Raw genomic sequence first — 22999 nt, 5'->3', positions numbered from 1 at the left:
AGGGTCCCACGACGGCAACGCCCCGCTCCCGCCCGTCGAACCCCTCCGCCGCCCGGGCGCGCCGCACGACCACGTCCGGACCTCACCCCGCCCGCCACGCGGCGAACAACCCCCCTGCCCTGGCGAGCAGTTCCCGCATGTTCTGCTCGGTGGCGAGCTCCCCGGCCTCCGCCAGGGTGAGCCAACGCAGCGCGGCGGCCGGGTTCTCCGGGCGAGCCGTCTCCGGTGCGTCGGTGGCCAGCACGAAGCGGAGGTCGGCGTGCTCGTGTGCCGGCTCCCGCTCGTTCGCCGGCACCGGCACGATCACCACCTGCACCAACTCCGCGTCCGGCCACGGGAGGAGATCGGTCAGGCCGGTCTCCTCCCGCCCCTCCCGCAGCGCGACCGCCAGCGGATCCGTCTCCCCCGGGTCCCCATGACCCCCGACCTGCAACCACGCCTGCTGCCGCTGGTGCCAACGCAACAACACCCGCCCGGTCGGCGGATGAACGACCAACGCCGACCCGGTCACATGCAGTGCCGTCTCGCGCGACCACGGGTCGCCCCCGCCCGCCAGCACGGCCCGCACCCGCGCGACATCCGCGACCTCCCGCTCCCCCTGCGGCCGGTAGCGTCCCAACAGCCCTTCCAGCACACTCCGTTCACCGTTCATGCCGCCATCGTAGGGTGCCGCCCCACCCACGACGATCGAAATCCCCGCCGCCTCGCCGCCGTCGGGCGCGCCGAGCGCACCGCCGGCACCCGCCGGCCGCCACCCGCCCGGCGCCGGCCCAGGACAACCAGGTGGCGTCACTCGCAACGGGAGGGCCCCACACGGAGCGGTTCTCGACCCGGAAGAGGCTTGCGAGGTACGGATGCTTCAGCGGTATGCGCTGAAAGCCGCATTTCCACCTGGCTGGACTCATGGCATCACACCTCGGACATGTCCGAAATGACAGCCATAGGGGCTCTCGTTACGTTCGTCGCAGGTCGGTCGCCCGGCCGACGTCCCGTGAGACAGAGAGAAGTGACATGCGTACGCGTACGTTCACCGTGACCACTGCCGGATTAGGCGCGGCGGTACTCGCGGCCACCGGTATCACCTACGCCTCGACTTCCGGATCCACCCCCGCGTCCCCGTCTGTCCGGCAGGCGGCCCCACCGGTCCAACAGGCGGCTCAGCCTGTCGAGCAGGCCGCCCCTGCCGCGGCTGCCGCGGCTGCTCCGGCCGGCGGCAGCACGAGCGGAGAGCAGAGCGAGAGCCGCGACCACCAGGACGGCGGACGCGGAGGCGAAGAGCGGAACCGGGACCGCGACCACGGGGGCGGCGAACGCGGCGACCGCCACCGGGACGTGGGAAGGATCTACTTCAACGAACGCGAGTACGCCGCCGCCGGTGAGGGCTGCATCTCCGCGGTCAGCGGGCTGGGCTCCAGCAGCTTCAGCATTTTCAACGACAGCCGGAAGACCGTCGAGGTCTTCCGCGGCTTCACCTGTGACAACGGAGCTCCGGTCGCCACCGTGGGTCCGTACGGCGACACCAACGGCGTTGTGACCAGTACCGTCCATGGGGGCCTGTTGTTCGGTGACGATGGCGTCGTGGGCAGCTTCCGGGTGATCGGCGACTACGACGAGTGGTGACGGTGCCGCCCGGAGCACCGGAAGGACCCCGGCCCGCCGGAATCGGGCCGGCGTTCCCGACGGCGAATCCGGCAGCCGGGGGGAGGGTGCCGGGTAGGCGTTCACCACGCGGACCGGCTGGCCGGTCGAGCTCGACGTGTGCACGAGGACGCCCGGCGCGAAGCCCTGGGACAGGTGGACTGCCTGCGGAAGAGGTGCCGTGAGAGAAGGGCGGAATGCCGGGGTCCGTTGTTGTTCAGACCTTGCGGTGCCGCCCAGTGGGCGGCCGTAGGAGAGCGCCGGCTGCGGCGTAGTCATCGGCCACCGCAGCAGGCACCCAGCCGTAGCCGTCCCATTCGAGGACCAGCCTCGGTGCTTCCGGATGGAGGTGGGCGGCTTGCGCCCCAGGGGCGAGCGGGAGTATCCGGAGGGTGCCAGGTGAGCGCCGGCGCTGCTGCCGCCGGGCGTACCAGTCCTCCAGTGACTCCTCCACCGCGCCCTCCTACACCGTCGTGCCGACGAGGCTACGCAGCGAACGCTACCTCGGGCAGGTCCCAGCCGGGGCCGTCCTCCGCGCGCCACCATGCCGGCTGGCCCTCGGGGGTGATCGTGAGTCCGAACTCGTCGCGAGCTGGCGCCACGTTGAACAGGCCGTGCAGTTCCTCGACCACGTCCCAGAGCCGACGCGGGCCGATCTGGCGTACGCCATTATCGTGCCGACGTTCGACTTGCTGTCGCGCCATGGACGGCCGCCCCCGTCCCGGTTCTGCCCATGGCGAGGGCGGCTTCAACAATGCGAGGGCTGGCGCTCATTCACGGCTTGCGGTGGCGTCCGACTCTGGTCTTCCGCTCGGGTTGCGCTGTGTCGATCTTCGGAGGCGGGTACACGAGTCGGCAGGCCGCCGCATGGTTCTCGGCGACTGTGACGGGCACCCACTGGAACCCGTTCCACTCCAGGATCAGCCTTGGTTCCCGCGGGTTGACGTGTGTTGCGCCTCCGAGCACGGGCTCGATCTTCTTCGTGCCGATGGGGCGGAGGCTCTGCTGACGGCGTGCTGCCCACTGTTCCAGCGGCTCGTCCTGGTCGTCCACCGCCCACTCCTCTCCTCGGTGCGCCGAGCGTAGCCGCGGGCTCAGCGCGTCGGCCAGCTGATCTCCCGCCCTGCTCACCCGCTTCGCCCCCAAGGAGTAGCCAGTGGCCGACATCATCCCGTTCAGCAAGGCTGGCCACCTGTTCACCGACTTCGAGCACGCAGCGTTTCGGCTGGAGACGCGCCGCGGCTATGCAACCGACCACAACGGCGCCCGCTTCCAGGCGTTCATGGCCGGGCAGCAGCCGCAATACGAACCCGATGCCGCCTGGAGCGTGCTCGTCCGCGAGCAAGTGGCGGCTGGCAAGAGGTTCGAGCGCGTTCGGATCGTGGATTCGCCTCCCACTGACGGCCGGCGCTTCCTGCTGGCCTCGGGCCTCGGCAACGTGCAGGCCGGCGAGGACATCCGGAACCTCTGGCGGTCCGACGCCGAGCGGCTAGGCCTGCCGACGTTCGACTACTGGCTCTTTGACTCGCGACTCCTGGCGCGGTTCCACTTCGACAATGACGATCGCACGCTCGGAGTTGAGCTGGTCACCGACGCCGAGGCGGTCCTGGCTGCGTGCCAAGCTCGGGACGCAGCTTGGCGCTTCGCGACGGCCACCGCCGAGTTCATGAAGGCGGTACCGTCGGCTGCGTGAGCACGGACTTCCAGAGGGCCCGCGTTGCACTGGGTGCGCGGCTTCGCGAGTTGCGCACCGAGGCACGCACTGGTGGTCGACTTTCCGGCCGTGCGCTCGCCGAGCGTCTCGGCTGGGTGCAGTCGAAGGTCTCGAAGCTGGAGAGCGGGCGGCAAACGCCGACGCCAGCTGACCTTGAGGCCTGGGCCGAGGCCACCGGCTATCCCGAACTCGGGGACGAGCTGAAGGCTCGCCTCCGGGGCTTGGAGACCACCTACCGGTCCTTGCAGCGCCAGTTCGCGGCCGGGCACCGCGTGCGCCAGGAAGACGCGGTCACGGAGACCAAGCGCACTGGCACGATCCGCGCGTTCGAGTCAGCCCGCATTCCGGGCCTGCTCCAGACCGCGGACTACGCCCGCTCGATTTTGACCATGAGTTCGCTGTTCCTTGGGACACCGCGTGACACCGAGGACGCTGTGCGGGCCCGCATGCAGCGGCAGGAGGCGCTCTGGCAACCGGGACGGTCCTTCTTCTTCCTGGTGTGGGAGGCCGCGCTCCATGTCGCGGTGTCCGGCAAGCGCCGGCCGGTCCCTCTCCCCCGCATCGTGGTCGCTGCGCTGCGCTGGCAACGCCTGAGTCAGGCCGAGGCTCAGCGCAAGGCAGGTGAGAAGTGGGAGGAGACCGGCTACGTCTTCACCACGCGGCACGGCCGCCCGATCGAGCCGACCAACCTCTACCGCTCGTTCGTCCGCGTCTCCAGCGCTGCCGACGTCCCGGCCATCCGACTGCACGACGCCCGGCACGGGTGCGCGACGCTGCTGGTCGCCTCTGGCGTCCCGCCGCGCGTCGTGATGGAGATCCTCGGGCACAGCCAGATCGGCCTGACCATGAACGTCTACACCCACGTCACCCAAGACACCCAGTGGGAGGCGATCAGCAACATGGACCGGCTGCTCAAGCGCCGTCACTGATGTCAGCTGGAGATGTCAAACGCCCCGGACCTTGATCGGTCCGGGGCGTTTTGGCTGGTGGGCGCGGACGGTTTCGAACCGCCGACATCTGCTTTGTAAGAGCAGCGCTCTACCACTGAGCTACGCGCCCCCGGCGCGGTTTGCCAAGGGGGTGGCCGCGCGGTGAAAGGTAAGAGTACCTGGTCCGGTCGGCGGTGGGGTGCAGGGTGGGCCGGCGGGGTGGGGTCGGGTCGGGGGATGCGGGCCGGAGTCGGCGACAATGGGGGCCGGATCGGCTGCGGAGCAGGGAGCGCGCGTGAGGGCGGGAAGCACACGGGGGTACGGGACGCGGCTCGCGACGGAGCTGGTGCTGACCCCGGTGGCGGTGGCCGGTGCGCTCGCGATGGCGGCCGTGGCGGCCGGGGCCGGGTCGTTCACCGGGGCCGGGTCGGGCGGCGGGGGCCGGGGGGCCTGGTGGCGGCGCGGTGGCAACGACCAGCAGCGGGCCGACGCGTTGGCCGCGCGGGATGCCGCGCAGGAGGCGTTCTACCAGCTGGACACGGCGCAGCGCGAGGCGGAACTGGCGGTCGAGACGGTCCGGGCGGCCGAGGACACCGCCACCGCGCGGCAGGCCGTGGAGAACTTCCAGAGCCTGTCGGCCCGGATCGACCAGGTGAGCGTCGGCTACTTCGCCGCGCTCGACACCTGCGACCTGGAGGCCGTCGAACTGCCGCCCGGCGCCGCCGCCGAGGCGCGCCGGCGGCTGGAGCAGGCCCGCGCCGAGCTGGCGGCCCAGTTGGCCGAGCTGGGCACGTTCGTCCAGCGGCTGCAGCCCCTCGTCCAGCACGCGGAGGCGCAGCTGGTCAAGGTCGCCCCCGCGGTGGCCCGGGCGAAGCAGGAGCTGCTGGGCGCCACGAACGCACTGGACGCGGTGCGGGCGGCCGGCCTGCGGGCGGACGACCTGGCGGCCCGGCTGGCCGGGCTGGCGCCGGAGCTGACCCGGCTGAACGAGGGCGCGGCCCGGCACGGGGTGGCGGCCACGCTGCAACGGGCCGCCGACGTCGAGCGGCGGGCGGGTGCGATCCGCGCCGACGCCGAGCAGCGGCCGGCCCGGGCGCAGGAGATCGACCGCCGGGTGGCCAGCCTGCGGACCCGGATCCAGGCCCTGGAGAACCGGGCCGGCACGATCGAGCCGGTGCTGAGCGAGCTGCGCCGGCGCTTCTCGGCGGCCTGCTGGCAGGACCTGCAACGGGTGCCGCAGCAGGCCGCGGAGGCCGTCCGGACGGCCCGGACGCGGCTGGCCGAGGCGTCCACCGCCCGGGACGAGCAGCGCTGGGCCGACGCCACGGCGACGATCGGCACGATCCGCGCGCTGCTGGGGACGGCGGACGGCTCGGTGGCGGCGGTGGCCGAACGGCTGCGCCGGCTGAACGAGGCGGAGCGCGACCCGCAGGCGGAGGTCGAGCGGGCCAGGTTCGCGCTGCGGGACGCCCAGCGGCTCGCGATGGCGGGTCGTCAGACGCCGGACCCGCGGCACGCCGGCCCGCTGGACGCGGCGGTCGGCCGGCTGGACCGCGCGGTGGCCTCGCTCGCGGAGGCCGGCCGGCACCCGGACTACTGGCGGTTCCTGACCGAGCTGGACGGGGTGCGGGAGACCGCCGCGCAGGTGGTGGCGATGATCCGGGGCGAGCACGCCGGCCGCTAGGCCGGTCTTGTGGATCCTGCCGGATGCACCGGCCCGGCGACCGGGACCGGCGGTACGCTGCGGGCATGCCTCGTTACGACTTCCGCTGCCGTGCCTGCGGCGCCACCTTCGAACTGCGCCGCACCATGGCGCAGGCCAACGACCCCGCCGTCTGCCCGCAGGGTCACCCGGACACCGTGAAGCTGCTCTCCACCGTCGCGGTGACCGGCGCGTCCGGCGCGTCCGCCCCGCAACCCGCCGGTGGTGGCGGCTGCTGCGGAGGCGGCTGCTGCGGCTGAGGGCCCGCTGCCGCGGTTAGGACCGCTCGGCCCGGACGCGGGCGAGGAGGGTGCGCACGATCTCCTCGCCCGCGAGCACCCCGCGCTTGGTCAGCGCGGTCACCGAACCACCACCCCCGGCCGGCCAGCCCAGCTCCGCCAGCTCGCCGTGCCCGGGGCGCCAGGCCTGGTCCGCCGCCAGCAACAGGTCCGCGTCGAGCAGCGAGTCACCCGCCGCCAGCACCAGCGGCGAGCCGCCGACCCGCCGGACCACCTCGGCCAGCGCCGCGCTCTTGGTCAGCGGCTTCGGCACGGCGTACACCTTGCTTCCCTGCGGCGAGACGGTCCAGCCGCGCTCCGCGCACCACCCGGTCAGCTCCACCAGCCACCCGGCCGGCAGCAGCTCCCGCTCGACCACCAGGTAGGCGAAGAGCCCCTCGGCCGTGCGCAGCCCGCGGGTCCACGCCGGGTCGGCGCGGCGGGCCAGCTGCTCGACCACCTCGCCCAGCGTGGCGCAGTCGCCGGCGAGCCGGGCGGCCACCACGGCGTCCCACTCCGGGTCGGCCGCACCGTCCACCAGCAACCGCCCGCCGTTGCCGCAGATCGCGTAGGGCGGTCGCCAATTCGCCACCGGGCCCGGCAGGTTGACCCGGGCGTACTGTTCCCGGGTCCGCGTGGTGACCGGGACGATGATCGCCTCGGCGGCCAACTCGCCCAGCAGCCGAGCCGCTTGCTCGGTCAGATAGGAGAGCGGCGCGCCCTCGCGCCACTCCACGCAGCGCAGCGGCGTGGAGTGGTCGGCTCGACCCAACCCCGACGCCCGCCGGGAGTAGATCAGCGTGCGATCCAGATCGCAGGCTACCAGGGCGAGTTGATGCTCCATCAGGCGAACGCCAGGCCCGTCTCGTCGGTCACCCCGCCACGGCTGAACCGCGGGTGGATCAGGCCGACGCAGGAGTACGGCAGCCCGTCCACCTCCTCCACCGGCACGCCGCGCTGCGCGGCCAGCAGCCGCACGTGCTCCAGGTCGCTGCCCGCCCCGCGCCGGGCCAGCACCCGCCAGGGCACCCGGCGCAGCATCACCCGGGTGGTCTCGCCGACCCCGGGCTTGACCAGGTTGACGTTGCCGATGCCGTACTCCGCGCTGATCCGCTCCACCGCCGCCCAGCCCTCCCAGGTGGGCGTGCGGTCCTCGGCGGCCAGCACCAGCGCCGCCGCGGCGGCCTCCTCGCGCACGGCGGGGAAGTGGTCGGTGACGGTGTCCAGGAAGGCGTGCGAGACGTCGGCGCCGGCCAGCTCCGGGTAGTGCTTGGCGCCGTGGAAGTCGCCCGGGCCGATCAGGTCGTCACGCAGCACGGTGCGCGAAACCAGGCCGGAGACCGTGGAGTTGAGGCAGGCGGACGGGATCAGGAAGTCGTCCCGGGTGCCGTAGCTGCGCACGCAGCGGCCGGGGTCGGCGAGCACCGCCAGCTCCGGGTCGAACGGGGTGTCCGCCAGCGCGTCGGCCAGCTCGCGGGCGATCGCGCCCTTGCCCGTCCAGCCGTCCACGAACGCGACGTCGGCCGGGTCGTGGTGAGCGGCGAGGTAGCGCAGCGCGACCCGGTCGATGCCCTTGCCGCGGACGATCGAGACGGCGTAGTGCGGCGCGTCGATCCCGTGCACGGCGACCAGCCAGCGGCGGACCAGGATGCCGACCGGCGTGCCGGCCCGGGCCAGTGAGGCGATCACCACGCCCCGCCCGCGCTCCCGCAGCAGCGCCTCGGTGACCGTGCCGACGGCCAGCGCGATCCGCCGGGCCGAGCCGCGCAGCGCCTGGTGGAACAGCTCCTGGTACTCGGGGCTCGGCTGGTACTCGACCGGCAGCGACTCCGCGTAGTGCGCGCCGCCGGACTGCACCGCCTCCTCGCGCTCCTCGACGGGCGCCTCCAGGGCGATCCCCGACAGGTCGGACAGCAGCCAGCCGACCTCGGCGGCCGCGTACGAGGAGAACTCGGGACCGTGGAGCGGCCGGGGCAGCGACGGCGGGAGGTCGGTCGGCATCGGGAGGCTCGCCTTCGAGGGGGCACCCGGTCGGGCACTGGTCGGGGTAGACGGCAGGGGTCGGGCGGGCGGCGGCGCGGGGAGTCCGGTCACCGGGTGGCCAAACGTACGGGCCGCGAGCTGGGTTCCAGCAGCGGGCCGGACGGAGGCACGAAGGACGGGAGCACCGTCAGCAGCACCCGGTCGGTCACCCCCGCCAGCCGCCCGGTCAGCCCCGCGAGCTCGGGCGTGTCGCCCACCGAGTCCACCACCAGCACGATCGCGTCGAACCGCCGCGCCGGGTCGGCCCCGGGCGCGACGTTGTACGCGTACCGTTCCCGCGGCCCGTCCGCCGGGGCGTCGTGGGCGGGGAAGGTCAGCGCGGTCCGGATCGGGTAGCCGGGGTCGTCCACGGCCAGCACCGGCGAGCGGGTGGTGCTGGAGAACCGGACGTCCGTCCGCTCCCCCAGCCGCTCGGCGAGCGCGTCGGCCAGCCGCAGCGGCACGTACATCAGCTCCTCGCAGCCCAGCACCAGGACCCGGCGCTCGTCACCGCGCAGCGCGGCGGCCACCCGGGTGGTCAGGCCGGGCAGGGTGCGGGCCAGCAGCTCGCCGTGGGCGGGGGTGAAGCCGTGCCGTCCGCCGTCGGGCAGGTCGGCCGGCCAGTCGGGGTCGACCCGGACGACCGGCGCGCCTCCTCCGCCGGCCGTCCCGGTGACCGCGTCCGTGGCCGGCTCCGAGCCCGTGACCAGCGCCGCCGCCAGCCGGCCGGCCCGCTGGACCGTCCCCTCGGGCAGCTCCAGCCTCCCCTCGGCCAGCGCGACCGCCTCCACCCGGGCGCCCAACTCCCGGGCGAACGCGGCCAGTCGGTCGCGATCCGCCGGTCCGCGCAGGTCCACCAGCGAGGCCAGCACATAGCGCTCCCGCGGCCGGCGCCGGTGCAGGGCGGCGATCGTGTTCAACACCGTGCGCCCGGTGGACAGTTCGTCGTCGACCAGGACCAACGTGCCTGCACCGGCCAACAGTTGGGGGTCGGCGGGCAACAGCAGGTGGGAGGTGGCGTGCGAGTGCTCCTCCTCGAACCCGCCGGCCGGCGCCACCCCGGCCACCGATCGCCGGGTGGAGTGCAGGTACGGCACGCCGAGCGCCTCGGCCACGCAGTGTCCGAGGCCGGTCGCGGTCTCCGCGTAGCCGAGCACCACCGCCCGCCCGACCTCCGCCGGGCCGATCAACTCCCGTATTCGCCCGCCGAGTCGGTGCCCGGCGCCGCGCACCACGGCCGGCCGCTGCGGCACGTGCTTGCCGAGCACCCGGGAGACCAACAGCTGGGCCCGCCGTTCGTTGCCGTGCCGGATGGCCAGCCCGAGCAGCTCCGGCAGCTCCGCCGGGCCGCGCAGCGCCATGCCCAGCCGCTCGGTCACCCACCGGCCGCTCCACACCCCGCTCATCGCGCCCCCGCCAGCACACCGAGCTCCGCGCCCGAGGCCGCCGCGAGCAGCTCCGCGAACCCGACACCCGCCCGGGCCACCCCGAACACCTCGGCCCGCCGCATCACCCGCTCCGCCCAGGCCCGGTGCGGGCCGGCCTCGTTCATCTTGTTGGTGTACGCCGACCGCCGCGCCCCGCCGCCCCGCCGCTGCTGCACCAGCACGTCGCCCGCGTCGCAGTACTCCTCGTGCGTCACCACCGACCGGGCGTGCACCACCGGTACCTGACCCGGGTGGATGCAGGTCTTGCCCACCAGCCCGTTGACGCGGTCGAGTTCGAGCTCCCGCAGCAGCCCCTCCACTCCGAAGTACTCCCAGACCGGCCCGGTCACGGTGTACCCGGTCCCGTCCGACCGGCCCAGCACGTTGACCACGTCCCCGATCACCCCCGCCACCACCGCCAGGTCGTACACGGTCACCCCGGCCGAACGCCGCAGCCCGTACGCCGAACAGAGGTCGGTCACCCCGAGCCGCACCGCGAGCACCCGCTCGCGGTAGCGGTCGAGCAGCGCGGCGATCCCGAACAGCCGGGCCCGCCGGCTCTCCAGGTGGGCGAGGACCGGCGACTCCAGCACGGGCATCGCGAAGAGCCGTTGCCCGCAGGCCTGCTCGGCCGCGACCAGCCGCTCCAGGTACTCCGCGCCGTCCTGGTCGGTGAACTTGGGCAGCACGAACCCGCTGAGCAGCCCGGCCGCCGGGCCGAGCCGGCGGACCAGCCCGGTGATCTGCCCGGGCGTGCGGACCCGGACGAAGAGCAACGGCAACCGGTCCACCGGCCGCAGCCCGCACAGTTGCTCGACCAGGTTCCGCTCGGCGCCGGCCACCTCGCCCTCGGCTATCGCGTCCTCCAGGCAGAGCACCATCGAGGTCACCCCGCGGGCCGCCTGCTTGCGCAGGTCCTCGGCCAGCGCGGGCCGGGTGGCGGGGCAGTAGAGGGTGGCACCCAGCGCGGTGGCGAGCGTGCCGGCGGCACTGTGGCGGTCGAACGGCGCCGGCTCGGACAGGAAGAGCCGCTGGCGCGCGTCGGCGCCGAGGTGGCCGAAATGGCGCAAGGTGAACTCCCGGAGGGGAACGCGGAAACCGGGCTTCCCGTGCTCGGCCCATCATCCTGAAGCGTCGAATTTTCGGAAGATTACCGTCCGATTCGCCATTCACAAACCACTTGCGACGGCGCGCAAGCGTCCGCGTCCACGACCCGGCGGCCCCCGGCGTTGTCCACGACGGCGCCGAACGGGCAGGATGGGCCGTTATGACGCACGTGATGGCCAAGGGCGCCAACATCTCGCTGGCCGTGGCGGCGGTCCGGCTCGTGCTGCGCTGGGGCGGCGCCCCGGGCGGGCCCGACGTGGACGCCTCCGGGCTGCTGCTCGGCGTGGACGGCCGGGTCCGCTCCGACGCCGACTTCGTCTTCTACAACCAGCCGCGCCACCCCTCCGGCCTGGTCCGGCACCTGCCCAAGCAGCGACTGACCGAGAGCGACGAGATCGCCGACAGCATCGAGGTCGACCTGGCCAAGCTGCCGGCCGAGATCGACCGGGTGGTGCTGGCCGGGTCCGCCGAGGAGGGCTCGTTCCGCGCGGTGCGCGGGCTGCGCGTGCTGCTGTACGACGCGGCCCCGACGGCGGCCGGGGCCGCGCCGCTGGCCGAGTTCCCGGTGGCCGACGTCGAGGAGGTCTCCGCGCTGGTCTGCGGCGAGCTCTACCGGCGGGCGGGCAGCTGGAAGTTCCGGGCGGTCGGGCAGGGCTACGCCTCCGGGCTCGGCGGCCTGGCCACCGACTTCGGCATCGCGGTGGACGACGACGAGCCGGCCGCCCCCGCCGTCCCGGCCCCGGCCGCACCCGCCCGCGCACCGCGCGAGGAGCCCGGCACCTACCCGCTGGCCCCCGCCGTCCCGGCCTCCGCCGCCGCGGCCACACCGCCGCCGGTGCCGACCCCGGCAGCGGCCGCGGCGGCCCCGACCATCGCCGCCCCGCCGCGCCCCACCGCGCCCCCGACGCTCCCGCCACCCAGTGCGCCGCCCGGCTACGGCTACCCGCAGCAGCCCACCACCACCGGCTACCCGGCCCCGCCGCAACCGGCCTACGGCTACCCACCGACCGCTCCGCCGCCGCCCGGCTACGGCTACCCGCCCCAGCAGCCCGGCTACGGCTACCCCCCGCAGCCCGCCCCGCAGACCGTGCCGCTCCCCCCGCCGGACCCGACCTTCGTGCTGCCCCCGCAGGGCCCGCAGTTCCAGTCCCGCTGATCCCGGCGGCCCGCCCCGGAACGGGCGGGCCGGGCGGGCCGTCACCCCTGCGGCTCCTTGTACCCGCGCTGCCACTGCATCCCGAAGCCGTACAGCCGGTCCAGGTCCGACTGGAACCCGTGCACGTACCGCACCTCGCGACGCACCGTCAGCTGCCCGCCCTGGTTCTCGATCAGCACCACCGCGCAGGAGCGCGCCGACGGCGCCCGCTCGTCCAGGTTCACCTCGATCCGCGGCCCGGTCGGCGGCACGATCTGGATCTGCGCGTGGGTCTGTTCGAAGGCCGGCGTGCCGTCGTAGATGTAGACGAAGATCAGCAGCCGCCGGAACTGGTCCTTCTTCTCCAGGTTGACGTACATCGTCTCGCCGGAGGGCGCACCGTACTGGTCGTCCCCGCTCAGCTTGATGTACGGCGGGTGCTGCAGGTCCCCGAAGAACTGGCCGAGCGGCTGCACCACGCCCCGCGTGCCGTCCGTGAGTTCGTACATGCAGGCCAGGTCGAGGTCCACGTTGACCTGCCCGCTCTGGAAGCCGTCCGGTTCGGTCGGGCGCAGCAGCCGCGGCTGGAGCAGCCGGCGGCGCAACTGACCCTGCGAGCGGGTGTCGGCCCGCTGCGACCAGTGCAGGTTCACGTAGAGCGTGCCGGTGGTCGGCCCGTCCCCGGTGATCGGGTGGTGGGGCCGGGACTTGGTCAGCGTGACCTTGCCCCCGACGCTCACCGGGTCCGCCGCGAGGTGGCGCTCCCCCCGCAGGAACTCCCAGACCGTGACCATGCCGACCGCCCCCAACCCCTCGTGGCCCGCGCCTGACGGGCCTTCGTCTGACCGATCATTCCGTACCGAACCGACCGACGGCCGACCGGAATCCGCGCACTGCGTCCATACCCGCCCGGCCTGCTGAGTCACCGTCGGTTCGGACACCCACTCGGCGGATGGTCGGTCAACCTCGGATCCCGTAGCATGCCGGCGCTCCGGACGCGATATCGTCTAGCCGCACAGGTGTCCTTCCGTCACACCTGGGCACGCCCCGCCGGCCGACGCCGGCGCGACGCACCGTCAGGGGGCCGTGCCCGGTGGGGAGGCCGGCGCCACCCGGTCTGCACCAGTCACCGGAATCCCGAAACCCTGCTCTGACCTGCGGAAAGCAGAGGCCCACGCCGTCATGACACTCTCCTCCATACAGCTGGTCTGGGCCGTCGTCGGCGGCGCGGCCCTGCTCTTCACGGCCATCCTGGTGGCCACCCTGCGCTACAAGACGAAGCAGGCCGAGGAGACCGGGGACTCCTGGGAGCGCAGCGAGGAGCGCCGCCGGCGCAAGGAGATGGTCTACGGAATCGCCTCCTACGTCCTGCTGTTCTGCTGCGCCGGGGTCGCCGCCGCGCTCTCCTTCCACGGCCTGGTCGGCTTCGGCACCCAGAACCTCGGGCTCTCCGGGGGCTGGGAGTACCTGGTCCCGTTCGGCCTGGACGGCGCCGCGATGTTCTGCTCCGTCCTCGCCGTCCGCGAGGCCAGCCACGGTGACGCCGCGCTCGGCTCCCGCCTGCTGGTCTGGGTCTTCGCGATCGCCTCGGCCTGGTTCAACTGGGTGCACGCCCCGCGCGGCGGCGGGCACGCCGGCGCCCCGCAGTTCTTCTCCGGCATGTCGATCTCGGCGGCCATCCTCTTCGACCGGGCGCTCAAGCAGACCCGCCGGGCCGCGCTGCGCGAGCAGGGCCTGATACCGCGCCCGCTGCCGCAGATCCGGATCGTCCGCTGGCTGCGGGCCCCGCGCGAGACCTACGCGGCCTGGTCCCTGATGCTGCTGGAGAACGTGCGCAGCCTGGACGAGGCGGTCGAGGAGGTCCGCGAGGAGCGGCAGGCCAAGCTGGACGCCAAGGTCCGCGCCCGCAGTGCCGACCGGCGCGAGCGCGCCGAGCTGAAGGCGATCTCCCGCCAGGGCGGTGGGATGCTCGCCCGGGCCCGCGGCGGCCGGCAGGTGCCCGCGCTGACCGCCGGTGCCGGCGACGGCCAGGCCGCTACGGAGCCTGCACTAGCCGCGACCGAGGGCCCGACCGACCGCGACCGTCCGGCCGCGCTGGAGCCCGTCGCCGCGGGCCGGGCCAGCCGGCGCGCCGGCACGGACCGCCCGTCCACCAGCATCGATCTGACCGCGGAGGACGACACCCTCTCGCTGCCCCGGCTGGACTCGCCGCTCGACTCCCTGGAGCGCAAGCTGCGCGCCATCGAGCAGCGCCTCGGCTGAGCGACCGGACGGACCGACGGCGGGGGGGGGGGGGGGGGGGGGGGGGGGGGGGGCGCCGCCCGCGCCCGCGGGGGGGGGGCGGCGGCGGCGGGCGGGGGGGGCGGGGGGGGGGGGGCGCGCCCCCCCCCCCCCCCCCCCCCCCGCCGTTCTGTGTCCGGCCCCGTTCGGCCGAGCGGGTCAGCCGCCGTGGCCGCGACCGGCTCCCACCGCCGCCGACCCGGTCTCCGCCGGCACCTCCGCGCGCCGGTTGCGGACCATCGAGGAGACCAGCGCGGCCCCGATGAAGGCCACCCCGATCAGCCCGGTGACCACCTCGGGGATCTCGTGCTTGATGGAGACCAGCAGGATCGCCGCCAGCGCGCCGATCGCGTAGTGCGCGCCGTGCTCCAGGTAGACGTACTCGTCCAGGGTCCCCTTGCGGACCAGGAAGACGGTCAGCGAGCGGATGTACATCGCGCCGATGCCCAGGCCCAGGGTGATCTGGAAGATGTCGTTGGAGATCGCGAAGGCGCCCACCACCCCGTCGAAGGAGAACGAGGCGTCCAGCACCTCCAGGTAGAGGAAGAGGAAGAACGCGGCCTTGCCGGCCACCGCGGCCAGCGGGCGGCCCTGCCGCTCGGCCTCCTCCTCGACCTCCTCCTCGGCCTCCAGCGAGTTCTCGAAGACGCCGGAGAGGCCGCCCACCGCCAGGTAGCTCGCCAACCCGAGCACGCCGGCCAGCAGAACCGTTTCGGCGTGCGCCCCCGCGAAGAACCGCGCCACCAGGACCAGGGCGGCCAGGGCGATCACCGAGGCCAGCGCCTCCAGCCGGCCGATCCGCTCCAGCGGCCGCTCGATCCAGCGCAGCCAGTGGAAGTCCTTCTCCCCGAGCACGAAGTCCAGGAAGATCATCAGCAGGAACGTTCCACCGAAGGCCGCGATGGCCGGCTTGGCGGCCGCCAGGTGCTGACCGTAGGTCAGCCCCTGGTAGGTGTGGTCCGAGTGGAGGGCCAGGTCGAGCACGGTGTCCGGGCCGATGTGCGCGGTCAGCCCGACCACCAGCAGCGGGAAGACCAGTCGCATGCCGACCACCGCGATCAGCACACCGACGGTCAGGAAGACCTTCTGCCAGAACGGGGTCATCCGCCGCAGCACCGTGGCGTTGACCACCGCGTTGTCGAAGGAGAGCGAGATCTCCAGAATCGCCAGGATCAGTACCAGGCCGAAGCCCTGGGCGCCCCAGATCAGCCCGGCGGCGATCAGGCCGGCCACGGTGACCGCGAACGACCAGCCGAAGGTGCGGAGAAACACGGGGATGCCTTTCGGTTCAGGAGGCGCCGGGGCGCCCCTCCCGCCCGGGCGTGTTCCCGGGCAGGCCCCCCGCACTGCCCTCGAATTCAGGGCGCGTTCTTGACGGTCCCTTTACTGTACGTTGACGCCGAAGTCGAGGGCGATGCCGCGAAGACCGGAGGCGTACCCCTGGCCCACGGCGCGGAACTTCCACTCCCCCTGGTAGCGGTAAAGCTCACCAAAGATCATGGCGGTCTCGCTGGACGCGTCCTCGGTCAGGTCGTAGCGCGCGATCTCCTGCCCGTTGGCCTGGTTCACCACCCGGATGTAGGCGTTGCGAACCTGCCCGAAGCTCTGCAACCGGGCCTCGGCGTCGTAGATCGAGACCGGGAAGACCACCTTGTCCACCTGGGCCGGCACCAGGTCGAGGTTGACCAGCACGACCTCCTCGTCACCCTCGTCGCCCTCGGTGCCGCCCACCAGGTTGTCGCCCAGGTGCTCGACCGAGCCCTCGGGGCTCTTGAGGTTGTTGTAGAAGACGAAGTACTCGTCGCCCAGCACCCGGCCGCCGGCGCAGAGCAGCGCGCTGGCGTCGAGGTCGAAGGGCGCGCCGGTGGTCGAGCGGGCGTCCCAGCCCAGGCCGATCTGCACCTGCGTCAGGTTCGGCGCGGCCTTGCTCAGCGAGACGTTGCCGCCCTTGGCGAGCGTGACACTCATGGTGGTTCTTCCTCCCACTCCCTGGCGCCCCGGCTGGGACACCGTCAGTTACCGGACTCCGGGGACAACCGGCCGGGGCCCGGACCGCGCGGTGACACGGAGAGGCGCACCATCAGGTCTAGCCCCCCGTACCGCCCCGCGGCCACCGCCTCGGCACTGAACTTCCTGAACTAGGGGAACTTATCAGCGCGGCTGCCGCCCACCCGGCCCAAGGGCGGGGTGGCGGCAGCCGCGCAGGGGGTCTGACCAGGCGTCGGACGGCGCCGCCGGCGGTCAGCGGGAGGCGGCGTCCACCGGGTGGCGCTCCGCGCGCCGTCGCGGCGCCCGCTCGGCGCGGGCGTCCGGCTCCGGCCAGGCCGCCACCGGGTTGCCAGCCCACCGGGTGCCGGCCGGCAGCTCCTCGCCGCGCATCACCAGCGACGCCGCCCCCACCGCGCAACCCGCCCCGAGCACCGTGCCCGGCAGCGTGATCGAGTTCGGCCCCAGCGTGGCCCCCTCCGCGATGTGCACGGTGTCCAGCCGCATCACCCGGTCGTGGAACAGGTGGGTCTGCACCACCGTGCCCCGGTTGACCGACGCCCCGTCCGCCAGCGTCATCAGGTCGGTCTCCGGCAACCAGTGCGTCTCGCACCACACCCCGCGCCCGATCCGCACCCCCAGGCTGCGCAGCCAGACGTTGAGGAACGGCGTGCCGAGCAGCGTCCGGCCGAGCCAGGGCATCGCCAGCTCCTCGAGGAAGGTGTCGTACAGCTCGTTGCGCCAGACGAAGCTGGACCAGAGCGGGTACTCGGCCACCCGGAACCGCCCGACCAGCAGCCACTTCGCCACCGTGGTGGTGACGCAGGCGGCGATCCCCGCGCCGAGCAGCACCAGCCCGGCGCAGGCCGCCGCGGCCGCCAGCCCCTCCCGGTCCACCACCTCCTGCAGCGCGCCGAACGCCAGGTCACCCAGCAGGCCGGCGCAGATCAGCGGCAGGAACCGGCAGAGCTCCACCGCGGCCCGGGCCAGCACCAACCGGCGCGGCGGTTCGTAGGTGCGGCCCGGGTCGCCCGACTGCGCCGTCCGGGGCAGCGCGATCGCCGGCCGGCCCAGCCAGGACGACCCCGGCGCGGCCTGTGCGGGGGCGTCCGAGAGCACCCCGACCAGTGCGTTGTCCGGCAGCTCGCGGCCCGCCCCGACGATTGCGGAGTTGCCGACGAAGGCCCGCCGGCCGACCCGCGCGGCGCCGATCCGCAGCCAGCCGCCGCGCACCTCGAACGGCGCGACCAGGGTGTCGTCGGCCAGGAACGCGCCGTCGTCCACCCGCAGCTGCCCGGGCAGCGCGACCAGCGTGGAGAGCTCCACCCGCCGGCCGATCCGGGCTCCCAGCAGCCGCAGCCAGACCGGGGTGAACAGGCTCGCGTAGAACGGGAAGAGCGCGCCGCGCGAGGTCTCCATCAGCCGGGTGACCAGCCAGACGCACCAGGCGACCCGCCCGTGCGCGGGGTGGTGGCCGGGCCGGATCCCCAGCCCGGCCAGCCGGACCAGAACGACCGTCAGGACCGCGTAGCAGAGCACCGAGACGGCCACCAGCAGCGGCGTCCAGACCACCAGCTGGACCAGCGCGTCGCCCAGCGTGCGGTCCTCGTCGAGCAGCGGGCAGAGCAGCGCCAGCGCGGGCAGCACGGCGACCAGCGGCATCAGCCCGAGGCCGACCAGGCCGAGGCCGTAGGCCAGGTCCCAGCCGCGCGAGTGGCGGTGCGCGGGCAGCGGCCAACCGGTCCCCGCGGGCGCCCCGCCGGGCACCGGACGGGCCGGCGAGCCGTACCACTGCTGCCCGGCGGGCACCTCGCCGAGCACCGAGCTGCCCGCCGCCAGCTCCGCGCCGTCGCCCACCCGGGCGCCCGGCATCAGCGTGCTGCGGGCGCCGACCCGCGCCCCGGCGCCGATCTCCACGCTGCCCAGCTGCAGCACATCGCCGTCCAGCCACCAGCCGGCCAGGTCGGTCCCCGGCTCGACCGCGCAGCCGTCGCCGAACCGGGCCAGCCCGGTGACCGGCGGCATCGCGTGCAGGTCGACGTCCGCGCCGACCTGGCAGCCCAGCGCCCGGGCGTAGTGCCGGGCCCACGGGGTGCCCAGCGTCGCGGACACGTTGAAGGCCCCGACCACCCGCTCGGCCGCCCAGAGCCGCAGGTGCGCCGAGCCGCCGCGCGGGTGGCTGCCGGGCCGCAGGCCGGCGGTGAGCAGCCGGGCCGCGCCGGCCCCGATGGCGAGCCGGGCCGGGGCGCTGGCCAGCACGGTCCAGCCGGCCAGGATCAGCCACCAGGGGGTGTGCGGGGTCCACGGCAGCCCGCCGCCGGTCAACCCGGTCAGGTTGTCCAGCGCGGCCAGCCCGAGCAGCCAGCGCAGGCCGGTGACGCTGTGCAGCACGGTCAGCACCAGCAGCTGCAGCACGCCGACGTGGCGCGGGGTGGGCCGGACCCGGCGCCGCTCGCGCGGCGGCCCGGTCAGCTCGTCCAGCCGGGCCGCCAGCCGCTCCAGCCCGGGGTGCGCGTAGACGTCGGCGACCGAGACGCCGGGGCAGCGGGTGCGCAGCACCGAGACCAGCCGGGCGGCGGCCAGGCTGGTGCCGCCGAGCGCGAAGAAGTCGCTCTCCCCGGTCACCGGCAGGCCGAGCAGTCGCTCCCACTGCTCGGCCAGCCAGCCGGCGGTGCCGGCCGGCCGCGGCCCGGCGGCGGCCTCGGCGGTCGCGGCGGCCAGCGGCCAGGGCAGCGCGGCGCGGTCCACCTTGCCGGAGGTCCTGGTCGGCAGCTCGGCCACCACGGCCAGCACCGGGACCAGCGGCTGTGGCAGCCGTTCCAGCAGCAGGGCCCGCGCGGCCGCGGGCTCGAAGGACGCGCCGGGGTGTTCCAGGACCAGGTAGCCGACCAGCAGCTGCCCACCGGCCGGGGTGTCCCGGACGGCGGCCGCGGCGGCCCGCACCCCGGGCAGCGCCCGCAGCGCCGCGTCGACCTCGCCCAGCTCGATCCGCCGTCCGGCCAGCTTGACCTGCTCGTCGGCGCGGCCGACGAAGACCAGGCCGGCGGGGTCGGCCCGGACCAGGTCGCCACTGCGGTAGACCCGGGGGCCGTGCGGCCCGGGGTGGCCGGTGAACTTCTCGGCGTCCTTGGCCGGGTCCAGGTAGCGGGCGGTGCCGACGCCGCCGATCAGCAGTTCGCCGGTCTCGTGCCAGGCCACCGGCCGGCCCCGCTCGTCCACCACGGCCAGCTCCCAGCCGTCCAGCGGCGCGCCGATCCGGACCGGCTGGCCCGGGGTGAGCAACGCCGCACAGGCCACCACGGTGGTCTCGGTCGGACCGTAGGTGTTCCACAGCTCGCGGCCCGGCCCGGCCAACCGCTCGACCAGCTCGGCCGGGCAGGCCTCGCCGCCGAGGATCAACAGCCGGACCCGCTCCAGGCAGTCCACCGGCCAGAGCGCGACCAGGGTGGGCACGGTGGAGACCACCGTGATGCCGCGCTCGACCAGCCAGGGGCCGAGGTCGGCCCCGGCCCGGACCAGCGAGCGCGGGGCCGGGACCAGGCAGGCGCCGTGCCGCCAGGCCAACCACATCTCCTCGCAGGAGGCGTCGAAGGCGACCGAGAGCCCGGCCAGCACCCGGTCGCCCGGGCCGAGCGGGCGGCCCCGGAGGAAGAGCCGGGCCTCGGCGTCCACGAAGGCGGCGGCCGAGCGGTGACTGACCGCGACGCCCTTGGGCCGCCCGGTGGTGCCGGAGGTGAAGATGATCCACGCGTCGTCCTGAGGCGTGGGGCGGCCCGGGTGGCCGCCGGGGCGCACCCGCGAGCTCGGCCGCAGGACGCCGCCCGCGCCGAGCACCGCGCAGACCCCGGCGTCGGCCCAGATCAGCTCGGCCCGCTCGTCCGGGTCGTCGGCGTCCACCGGCACGTAGGCGGCGCCCACCCGCAGTACGGCGAGGATGGCGAGGTAGAGCTCGGCGGTGCCGGAGGGCACCCGGACGCCCACCCGGTCACCGGTGCCGATCCCGGCCCCGGCGAGCCGCCCGGCCAGCTCGGCGACCTCCCGGAGCAGTGCGCGGTAGTCGAGCGTCGTGCCGCCGGCGTCCAGGGCCGGCGCGTGCGGGGTGGTCTCGGCGGTGGCTTCGAGCACGTCGAGCAGGGTTCGGGCGGCGGCGGCGGGGGCGAGCGGCCAGCACGCTCCGGTGGTGGCGCTCGGCCCGCTCACCCCGCTCCCGGCGGTCCCCCGGTCGTCAGTCAGCGGCATAGGTCTGGTTCGGGATTCCTGTGAGGTGCGCGGTCTCTGGTTGCGGCGCGCGGGGTGTGGCCCCGGGCGCCGCGGCGGTCGCGCGGCAGCCCCGTACGGTCGCCCAGGCGCTCCCACCACCTCGGCGAGGCTGGTGACAGCGCCTGGGCACGCCTGGCATACCGGCCAGTGCCTAACGGAATTCTCAGACGATGCGATACGGGAGAATGAACGCAAATCAGACCGGCGGCCGAAGCCGGCGCCGCTGGACGCCCGAAAACGACGGCGACCCCGCCTCCGGTCGGAGACGGGGCCGCCGTGGCGCGGGGCCGGGATCAGACGTTGACGCCGAAGTCCTGGGCGATGCCGCGCAGGCCAGAGGCGTAACCCTGGCCGATGGCCCGGAACTTCCACTCGCCGGCGTTGCGGTACAGCTCACCGAAGACCATCGCGGTCTCGGTGGAGGCGTCCTCGGTCAGGTCGTAGCGGGCGATCTCCTGACCGCCGGCCTGGTTGACCACCCGGATGTAGGCGTTGCGGACCTGGCCGAAGTTCTGCAGCCGGGTCTCCGCGTCGTAGATCGACACCGGGAAGACGATCTTCGCCACGCCGGCCGGCACCGCGGCCAGGTTGACCTTGATCGTCTCGTCGTCACCCTCGCCCTCACCGGTGAGGTTGTCCCCGGTGTGCTCGACCGAGCCGTCGGGGCTGCGCAGGTTGTTGAAGAAGACGAAGTCCGCGTCCTTCGCGACCTTGCCGGCCTCGGTGCAGAGCAGCGCGCTGGCGTCGAGATCGAACTCCGCGCCGGTGGTGGTGCGGGCGTCCCAGCCCAGACCGACGACGACGGCGGTCAGGCCCGGGGCCTCCTTGGTGAGCGAGACATTGCCGCCCTTGCTCAGGCTGACACCCACTGGATCCTCCAAGAATCGGGGGGTACCGGGTGGAGACCCCCGTGGTGCGGTCCGAGGCACCGAGCGGGTCCCTCGTCCCAGCCAACGGCCCGATCGTAGTGCCGGGTTCCCCGACGGACGGCGACGCGGCCCGGCGTGGCCCGTTCGGGACGGGCACGCCGGGCCGCGTCGGTGGCCTCAGAGCGCGCCGAGCACCTTCAGGTACTCCTGCTCGTCGCGGGCGTCCGGCAGGCCGTTGACGACCGACCAGCGCACCACGCCCTCCTTGTCGATCACGAAGGTGCCGCGCACCGCGCAGCCCTTCTCCTCGTCGAAGACGCCGTAGGCACGGGAGGCGGCACCGTGCGGCCAGAAGTCCGAGAGCAGCGGGTACTCCAGGCCCTCCTTCTCGGCGAAGACGCGCAGGGTGAACGGCGAGTCGTTGGAGACCGCGAGGATCTGCACCTCGTCGTTCTGCAGCCGCGGCAGTTCCTTCTGGATCGCGCAGACCTCGCCGGTGCAGACACCGGTGAAGGCGAACGGGTAGAACACCAGGACGACGTTCTTCTCGCCCCGGAAGTCGGAGAGCTTGACCAGCTCGCCGTGCTGGTTCTTGAGCTCGAAGTCCGGAGCCTGGGTGCCGACCTCGACGGCCATGGTGACGACCTTTCTCAGCAGTGATCGCGTCGCGCGGGACGCCTCGGGAGAACGCGCGGTAGCCGCGGGCCCGCACAGGGCCGGCGGACCGCGCGCTCATCCTCGCATCGATTTCGCCGGATTCGACCGGACGAGTGAGCGCACCGGTCCCTTTCGGCAGAGTTTCGCCCGCGGCGAACAGGTCGTCCGGCGGCCCGCACAGTCGGCGCGGCGATGCGGACGGGCCCCGCTGGAGGAAGCTCCAGCGGGGCCCGTGCGGCCGGTCCGAGGGCCCGCCGGGCGGCCTCGGGAGCGACTCAGCGCTTGCCGGACTTGGCGGCCTTCGGGGTGGCCAGCCGGGTGCCGGCCCAGTCCTTGGCGATCGAGACCGAGCTGGTCGCGGAGAGGCCGGCGGTCCGCGCCGCCTCGTTGATCTCGTGGGCCTCGACGTGGCCGTCCCGACCGGTCTTCGGGGTCAGCAGCCAGATCAGGCCCTCCGGGGCCAGGTACTCCTGGGCGTCGACGAGGGCATCGGTCAGATCCCCGTCCTCCTCGCGGTGCCACAGCACGACGGCGTCGGCGACGTCGTCATAGTCCTCGTCGACGAGCTCCGTACCAGTGATGTCCTCGATGCCCTCGCGGAGCTCCTGGTCGGTGTCCTCGTCGAACCCGAGCTCCTGAACGATCTGGCCCTCCTCGAAGCCCAGACGGTAAGCCGGGTTGGACTTGTCCGCGGGGTCCGCGGTCGCGCTCACGGGAATAACCTCCAGTATTTCGGCCCGGCATCGGTGCCAGGGCTGTGGCCGTAGTCCACACGGGAGCGGCGGTTCGCGCAAGTACCCGACCCCCGATCCCACCCAAAGGTTGACGTGTCGTGGCACAACACGCCGGTTCCCGTGTTGGAAATCACACCGATTTGCCCTTTTGTACGGCGTTCGCCCATGCTGCGGATGCCATTCCGCCGGCGGCTCCCCGCGCCCGCGCGGCTGCCCGCGATACGAACGTCATTCGAGGGCACCGCGATCACGGGCGTAGAG

At 73.9% G+C, this 22999-nt stretch carries 20 protein-coding genes, 1 tRNA gene and 1 pseudogene; 7 read left to right on the top strand and 15 right to left on the bottom strand.

Going from position 1 to position 22999, the window contains the following annotated elements; genetic code table 11:
• Positions 1–82: 82 nt before the first annotated feature.
• Entirely contained in the window at positions 83–652 is a 570-nt protein-coding gene (locus ACIGXM_RS31210) for an NUDIX hydrolase (RefSeq protein ID WP_396566799.1), read from the bottom strand.
• A gap of 359 nt (positions 653–1011) precedes the next feature.
• On the opposite strand from ACIGXM_RS31210, the gene ACIGXM_RS31205 reads away from it, so the two are divergent.
• Positions 1012–1620 (top strand): hypothetical protein, encoded by a 609-nt coding sequence (locus ACIGXM_RS31205; protein WP_396566797.1) that lies wholly within the window; start codon positions 1012–1014, stop codon positions 1618–1620.
• A gap of 235 nt (positions 1621–1855) precedes the next feature.
• Here ACIGXM_RS31205 and ACIGXM_RS31200 read toward each other — a convergent pair whose 3' ends face one another.
• From ACIGXM_RS31200 to ACIGXM_RS31190, 3 genes are all read right to left on the bottom strand, one after another.
• Positions 1856–2092 carry a DUF6087 family protein gene (locus ACIGXM_RS31200; RefSeq protein WP_396566795.1) on the bottom strand — a complete coding sequence of 79 codons (237 nt, stop codon included), beginning with the start codon at positions 2090–2092 and terminating at the stop codon, positions 1856–1858.
• 31 nt (positions 2093–2123) lie between these two features.
• Entirely contained in the window at positions 2124–2270 is a 147-nt protein-coding gene (locus ACIGXM_RS31195; RefSeq protein ID WP_396566793.1) for a hypothetical protein, read from the bottom strand.
• A 142-nt stretch (positions 2271–2412) separates the two neighbouring features.
• Positions 2413–2691, bottom strand: a complete 279-nt coding sequence (locus ACIGXM_RS31190; protein WP_396566791.1) for a DUF6087 family protein — start codon at positions 2689–2691, stop codon at positions 2413–2415.
• A gap of 103 nt (positions 2692–2794) precedes the next feature.
• Here ACIGXM_RS31190 and ACIGXM_RS31185 point away from each other — a divergent pair, with 103 nt between their 5' ends.
• A complete protein-coding gene (locus ACIGXM_RS31185; protein WP_396566789.1) occupies positions 2795–3331 on the top strand; it encodes a DUF6879 family protein in 537 nt (178 codons plus the stop codon).
• Positions 3328–4281, top strand: coding sequence for a Scr1 family TA system antitoxin-like transcriptional regulator (locus ACIGXM_RS31180; RefSeq protein WP_396566787.1), 954 nt, complete (start codon positions 3328–3330; stop codon positions 4279–4281). Before ACIGXM_RS31185 ends, ACIGXM_RS31180 begins: the two co-directional genes overlap by 4 nt.
• A 55-nt stretch (positions 4282–4336) precedes the next feature.
• Here ACIGXM_RS31180 and ACIGXM_RS31175 read toward each other — a convergent pair.
• Positions 4337–4411 (bottom strand) — tRNA-Val (locus ACIGXM_RS31175).
• A gap of 129 nt (positions 4412–4540) precedes the next feature.
• On the opposite strand from ACIGXM_RS31175, the gene ACIGXM_RS31170 reads away from it, so the two are divergent.
• Positions 4541–5965, top strand: a complete 1425-nt coding sequence (locus ACIGXM_RS31170) for a hypothetical protein (protein WP_396566785.1) — start codon at positions 4541–4543, stop codon at positions 5963–5965.
• Positions 5966–6030: 65 nt separating this feature from the next.
• Positions 6031–6243 (top strand): zinc ribbon domain-containing protein, encoded by a 213-nt coding sequence (locus tag ACIGXM_RS31165; RefSeq protein WP_396566783.1) that lies wholly within the window; start codon positions 6031–6033, stop codon positions 6241–6243.
• Between the two features lie 16 nt (positions 6244–6259).
• Here the strand turns inward: ACIGXM_RS31165 and ACIGXM_RS31160 are convergent, their stop codons facing one another.
• From ACIGXM_RS31160 to ACIGXM_RS31150, 3 genes and pseudogenes are all read right to left on the bottom strand, one after another.
• Positions 6260–7105, bottom strand: coding sequence for an HAD family hydrolase (locus ACIGXM_RS31160; protein WP_396566781.1), 846 nt, complete (start codon positions 7103–7105; stop codon positions 6260–6262).
• Positions 7105–9689 (bottom strand): annotated as a pseudogene (locus ACIGXM_RS31155) (phosphoribosyltransferase). The gene ACIGXM_RS31160 and the pseudogene ACIGXM_RS31155 overlap by 1 nt, the downstream one beginning before the upstream one ends.
• Positions 9686–10780: an HpcH/HpaI aldolase/citrate lyase family protein gene (locus ACIGXM_RS31150; RefSeq protein WP_396566779.1), complete on the bottom strand. Its 1095-nt coding sequence runs from the start codon at positions 10778–10780 to the stop codon at positions 9686–9688. The pseudogene ACIGXM_RS31155 and the gene ACIGXM_RS31150 overlap by 4 nt, the downstream one beginning before the upstream one ends.
• A gap of 197 nt (positions 10781–10977) precedes the next feature.
• Here ACIGXM_RS31150 and ACIGXM_RS31145 point away from each other — a divergent pair, with 197 nt between their 5' ends.
• Complete coding sequence (locus ACIGXM_RS31145) at positions 10978–11973, top strand: TerD family protein (RefSeq protein ID WP_396566777.1); 996 nt, start codon at positions 10978–10980, stop codon at positions 11971–11973.
• A gap of 41 nt (positions 11974–12014) precedes the next feature.
• Here ACIGXM_RS31145 and ACIGXM_RS31140 read toward each other — a convergent pair whose 3' ends face one another.
• Entirely contained in the window at positions 12015–12746 is a 732-nt protein-coding gene (locus tag ACIGXM_RS31140) for a Tellurium resistance (protein ID WP_396566775.1), read from the bottom strand.
• A gap of 388 nt (positions 12747–13134) precedes the next feature.
• On the opposite strand from ACIGXM_RS31140, the gene ACIGXM_RS31135 reads away from it, so the two are divergent.
• Positions 13135–14214 (top strand): DUF2637 domain-containing protein, encoded by a 1080-nt coding sequence (locus ACIGXM_RS31135; RefSeq protein ID WP_396566774.1) that lies wholly within the window; start codon positions 13135–13137, stop codon positions 14212–14214.
• Between the two features lie 177 nt (positions 14215–14391).
• Here the strand turns inward: ACIGXM_RS31135 and ACIGXM_RS31130 are convergent, their stop codons facing one another.
• The 6 genes from ACIGXM_RS31130 to ACIGXM_RS31105 all read right to left on the bottom strand — a co-directional run bounded on the left by ACIGXM_RS31130 (position 14392) and on the right by ACIGXM_RS31105 (position 22717).
• Entirely contained in the window at positions 14392–15504 is a 1113-nt protein-coding gene (locus ACIGXM_RS31130) for a DUF475 domain-containing protein (protein ID WP_396566772.1), read from the bottom strand.
• Between the two features lie 111 nt (positions 15505–15615).
• Positions 15616–16200: a TerD family protein gene (locus ACIGXM_RS31125; protein WP_396566770.1), complete on the bottom strand. Its 585-nt coding sequence runs from the start codon at positions 16198–16200 to the stop codon at positions 15616–15618.
• A gap of 273 nt (positions 16201–16473) precedes the next feature.
• Positions 16474–20457 carry a Pls/PosA family non-ribosomal peptide synthetase gene (locus tag ACIGXM_RS31120; RefSeq protein WP_396566768.1) on the bottom strand — a complete coding sequence of 1328 codons (3984 nt, stop codon included), beginning with the start codon at positions 20455–20457 and terminating at the stop codon, positions 16474–16476.
• 314 nt (positions 20458–20771) lie between these two features.
• Positions 20772–21347, bottom strand: coding sequence for a TerD family protein (locus tag ACIGXM_RS31115; RefSeq protein WP_396566766.1), 576 nt, complete (start codon positions 21345–21347; stop codon positions 20772–20774).
• Between the two features lie 177 nt (positions 21348–21524).
• Positions 21525–21983: a peroxiredoxin gene (locus ACIGXM_RS31110; RefSeq protein ID WP_396566764.1), complete on the bottom strand. Its 459-nt coding sequence runs from the start codon at positions 21981–21983 to the stop codon at positions 21525–21527.
• Positions 21984–22279: 296 nt separating this feature from the next.
• The gene (locus ACIGXM_RS31105) at positions 22280–22717 is read right to left on the bottom strand and encodes a DUF3052 domain-containing protein (RefSeq protein WP_396566762.1); all 438 of its coding nucleotides are present in this window, start codon (positions 22715–22717) and stop codon (positions 22280–22282) included.
• Positions 22718–22999 lie beyond the last annotated feature (282 nt).

Source organism: Kitasatospora sp. NPDC052896 (assembly GCF_044547075.1).
GTDB lineage: Bacteria > Actinomycetota > Actinomycetes > Streptomycetales > Streptomycetaceae > Kitasatospora.
This window is presented reverse-complemented; position numbering and strand designations above follow the sequence as displayed.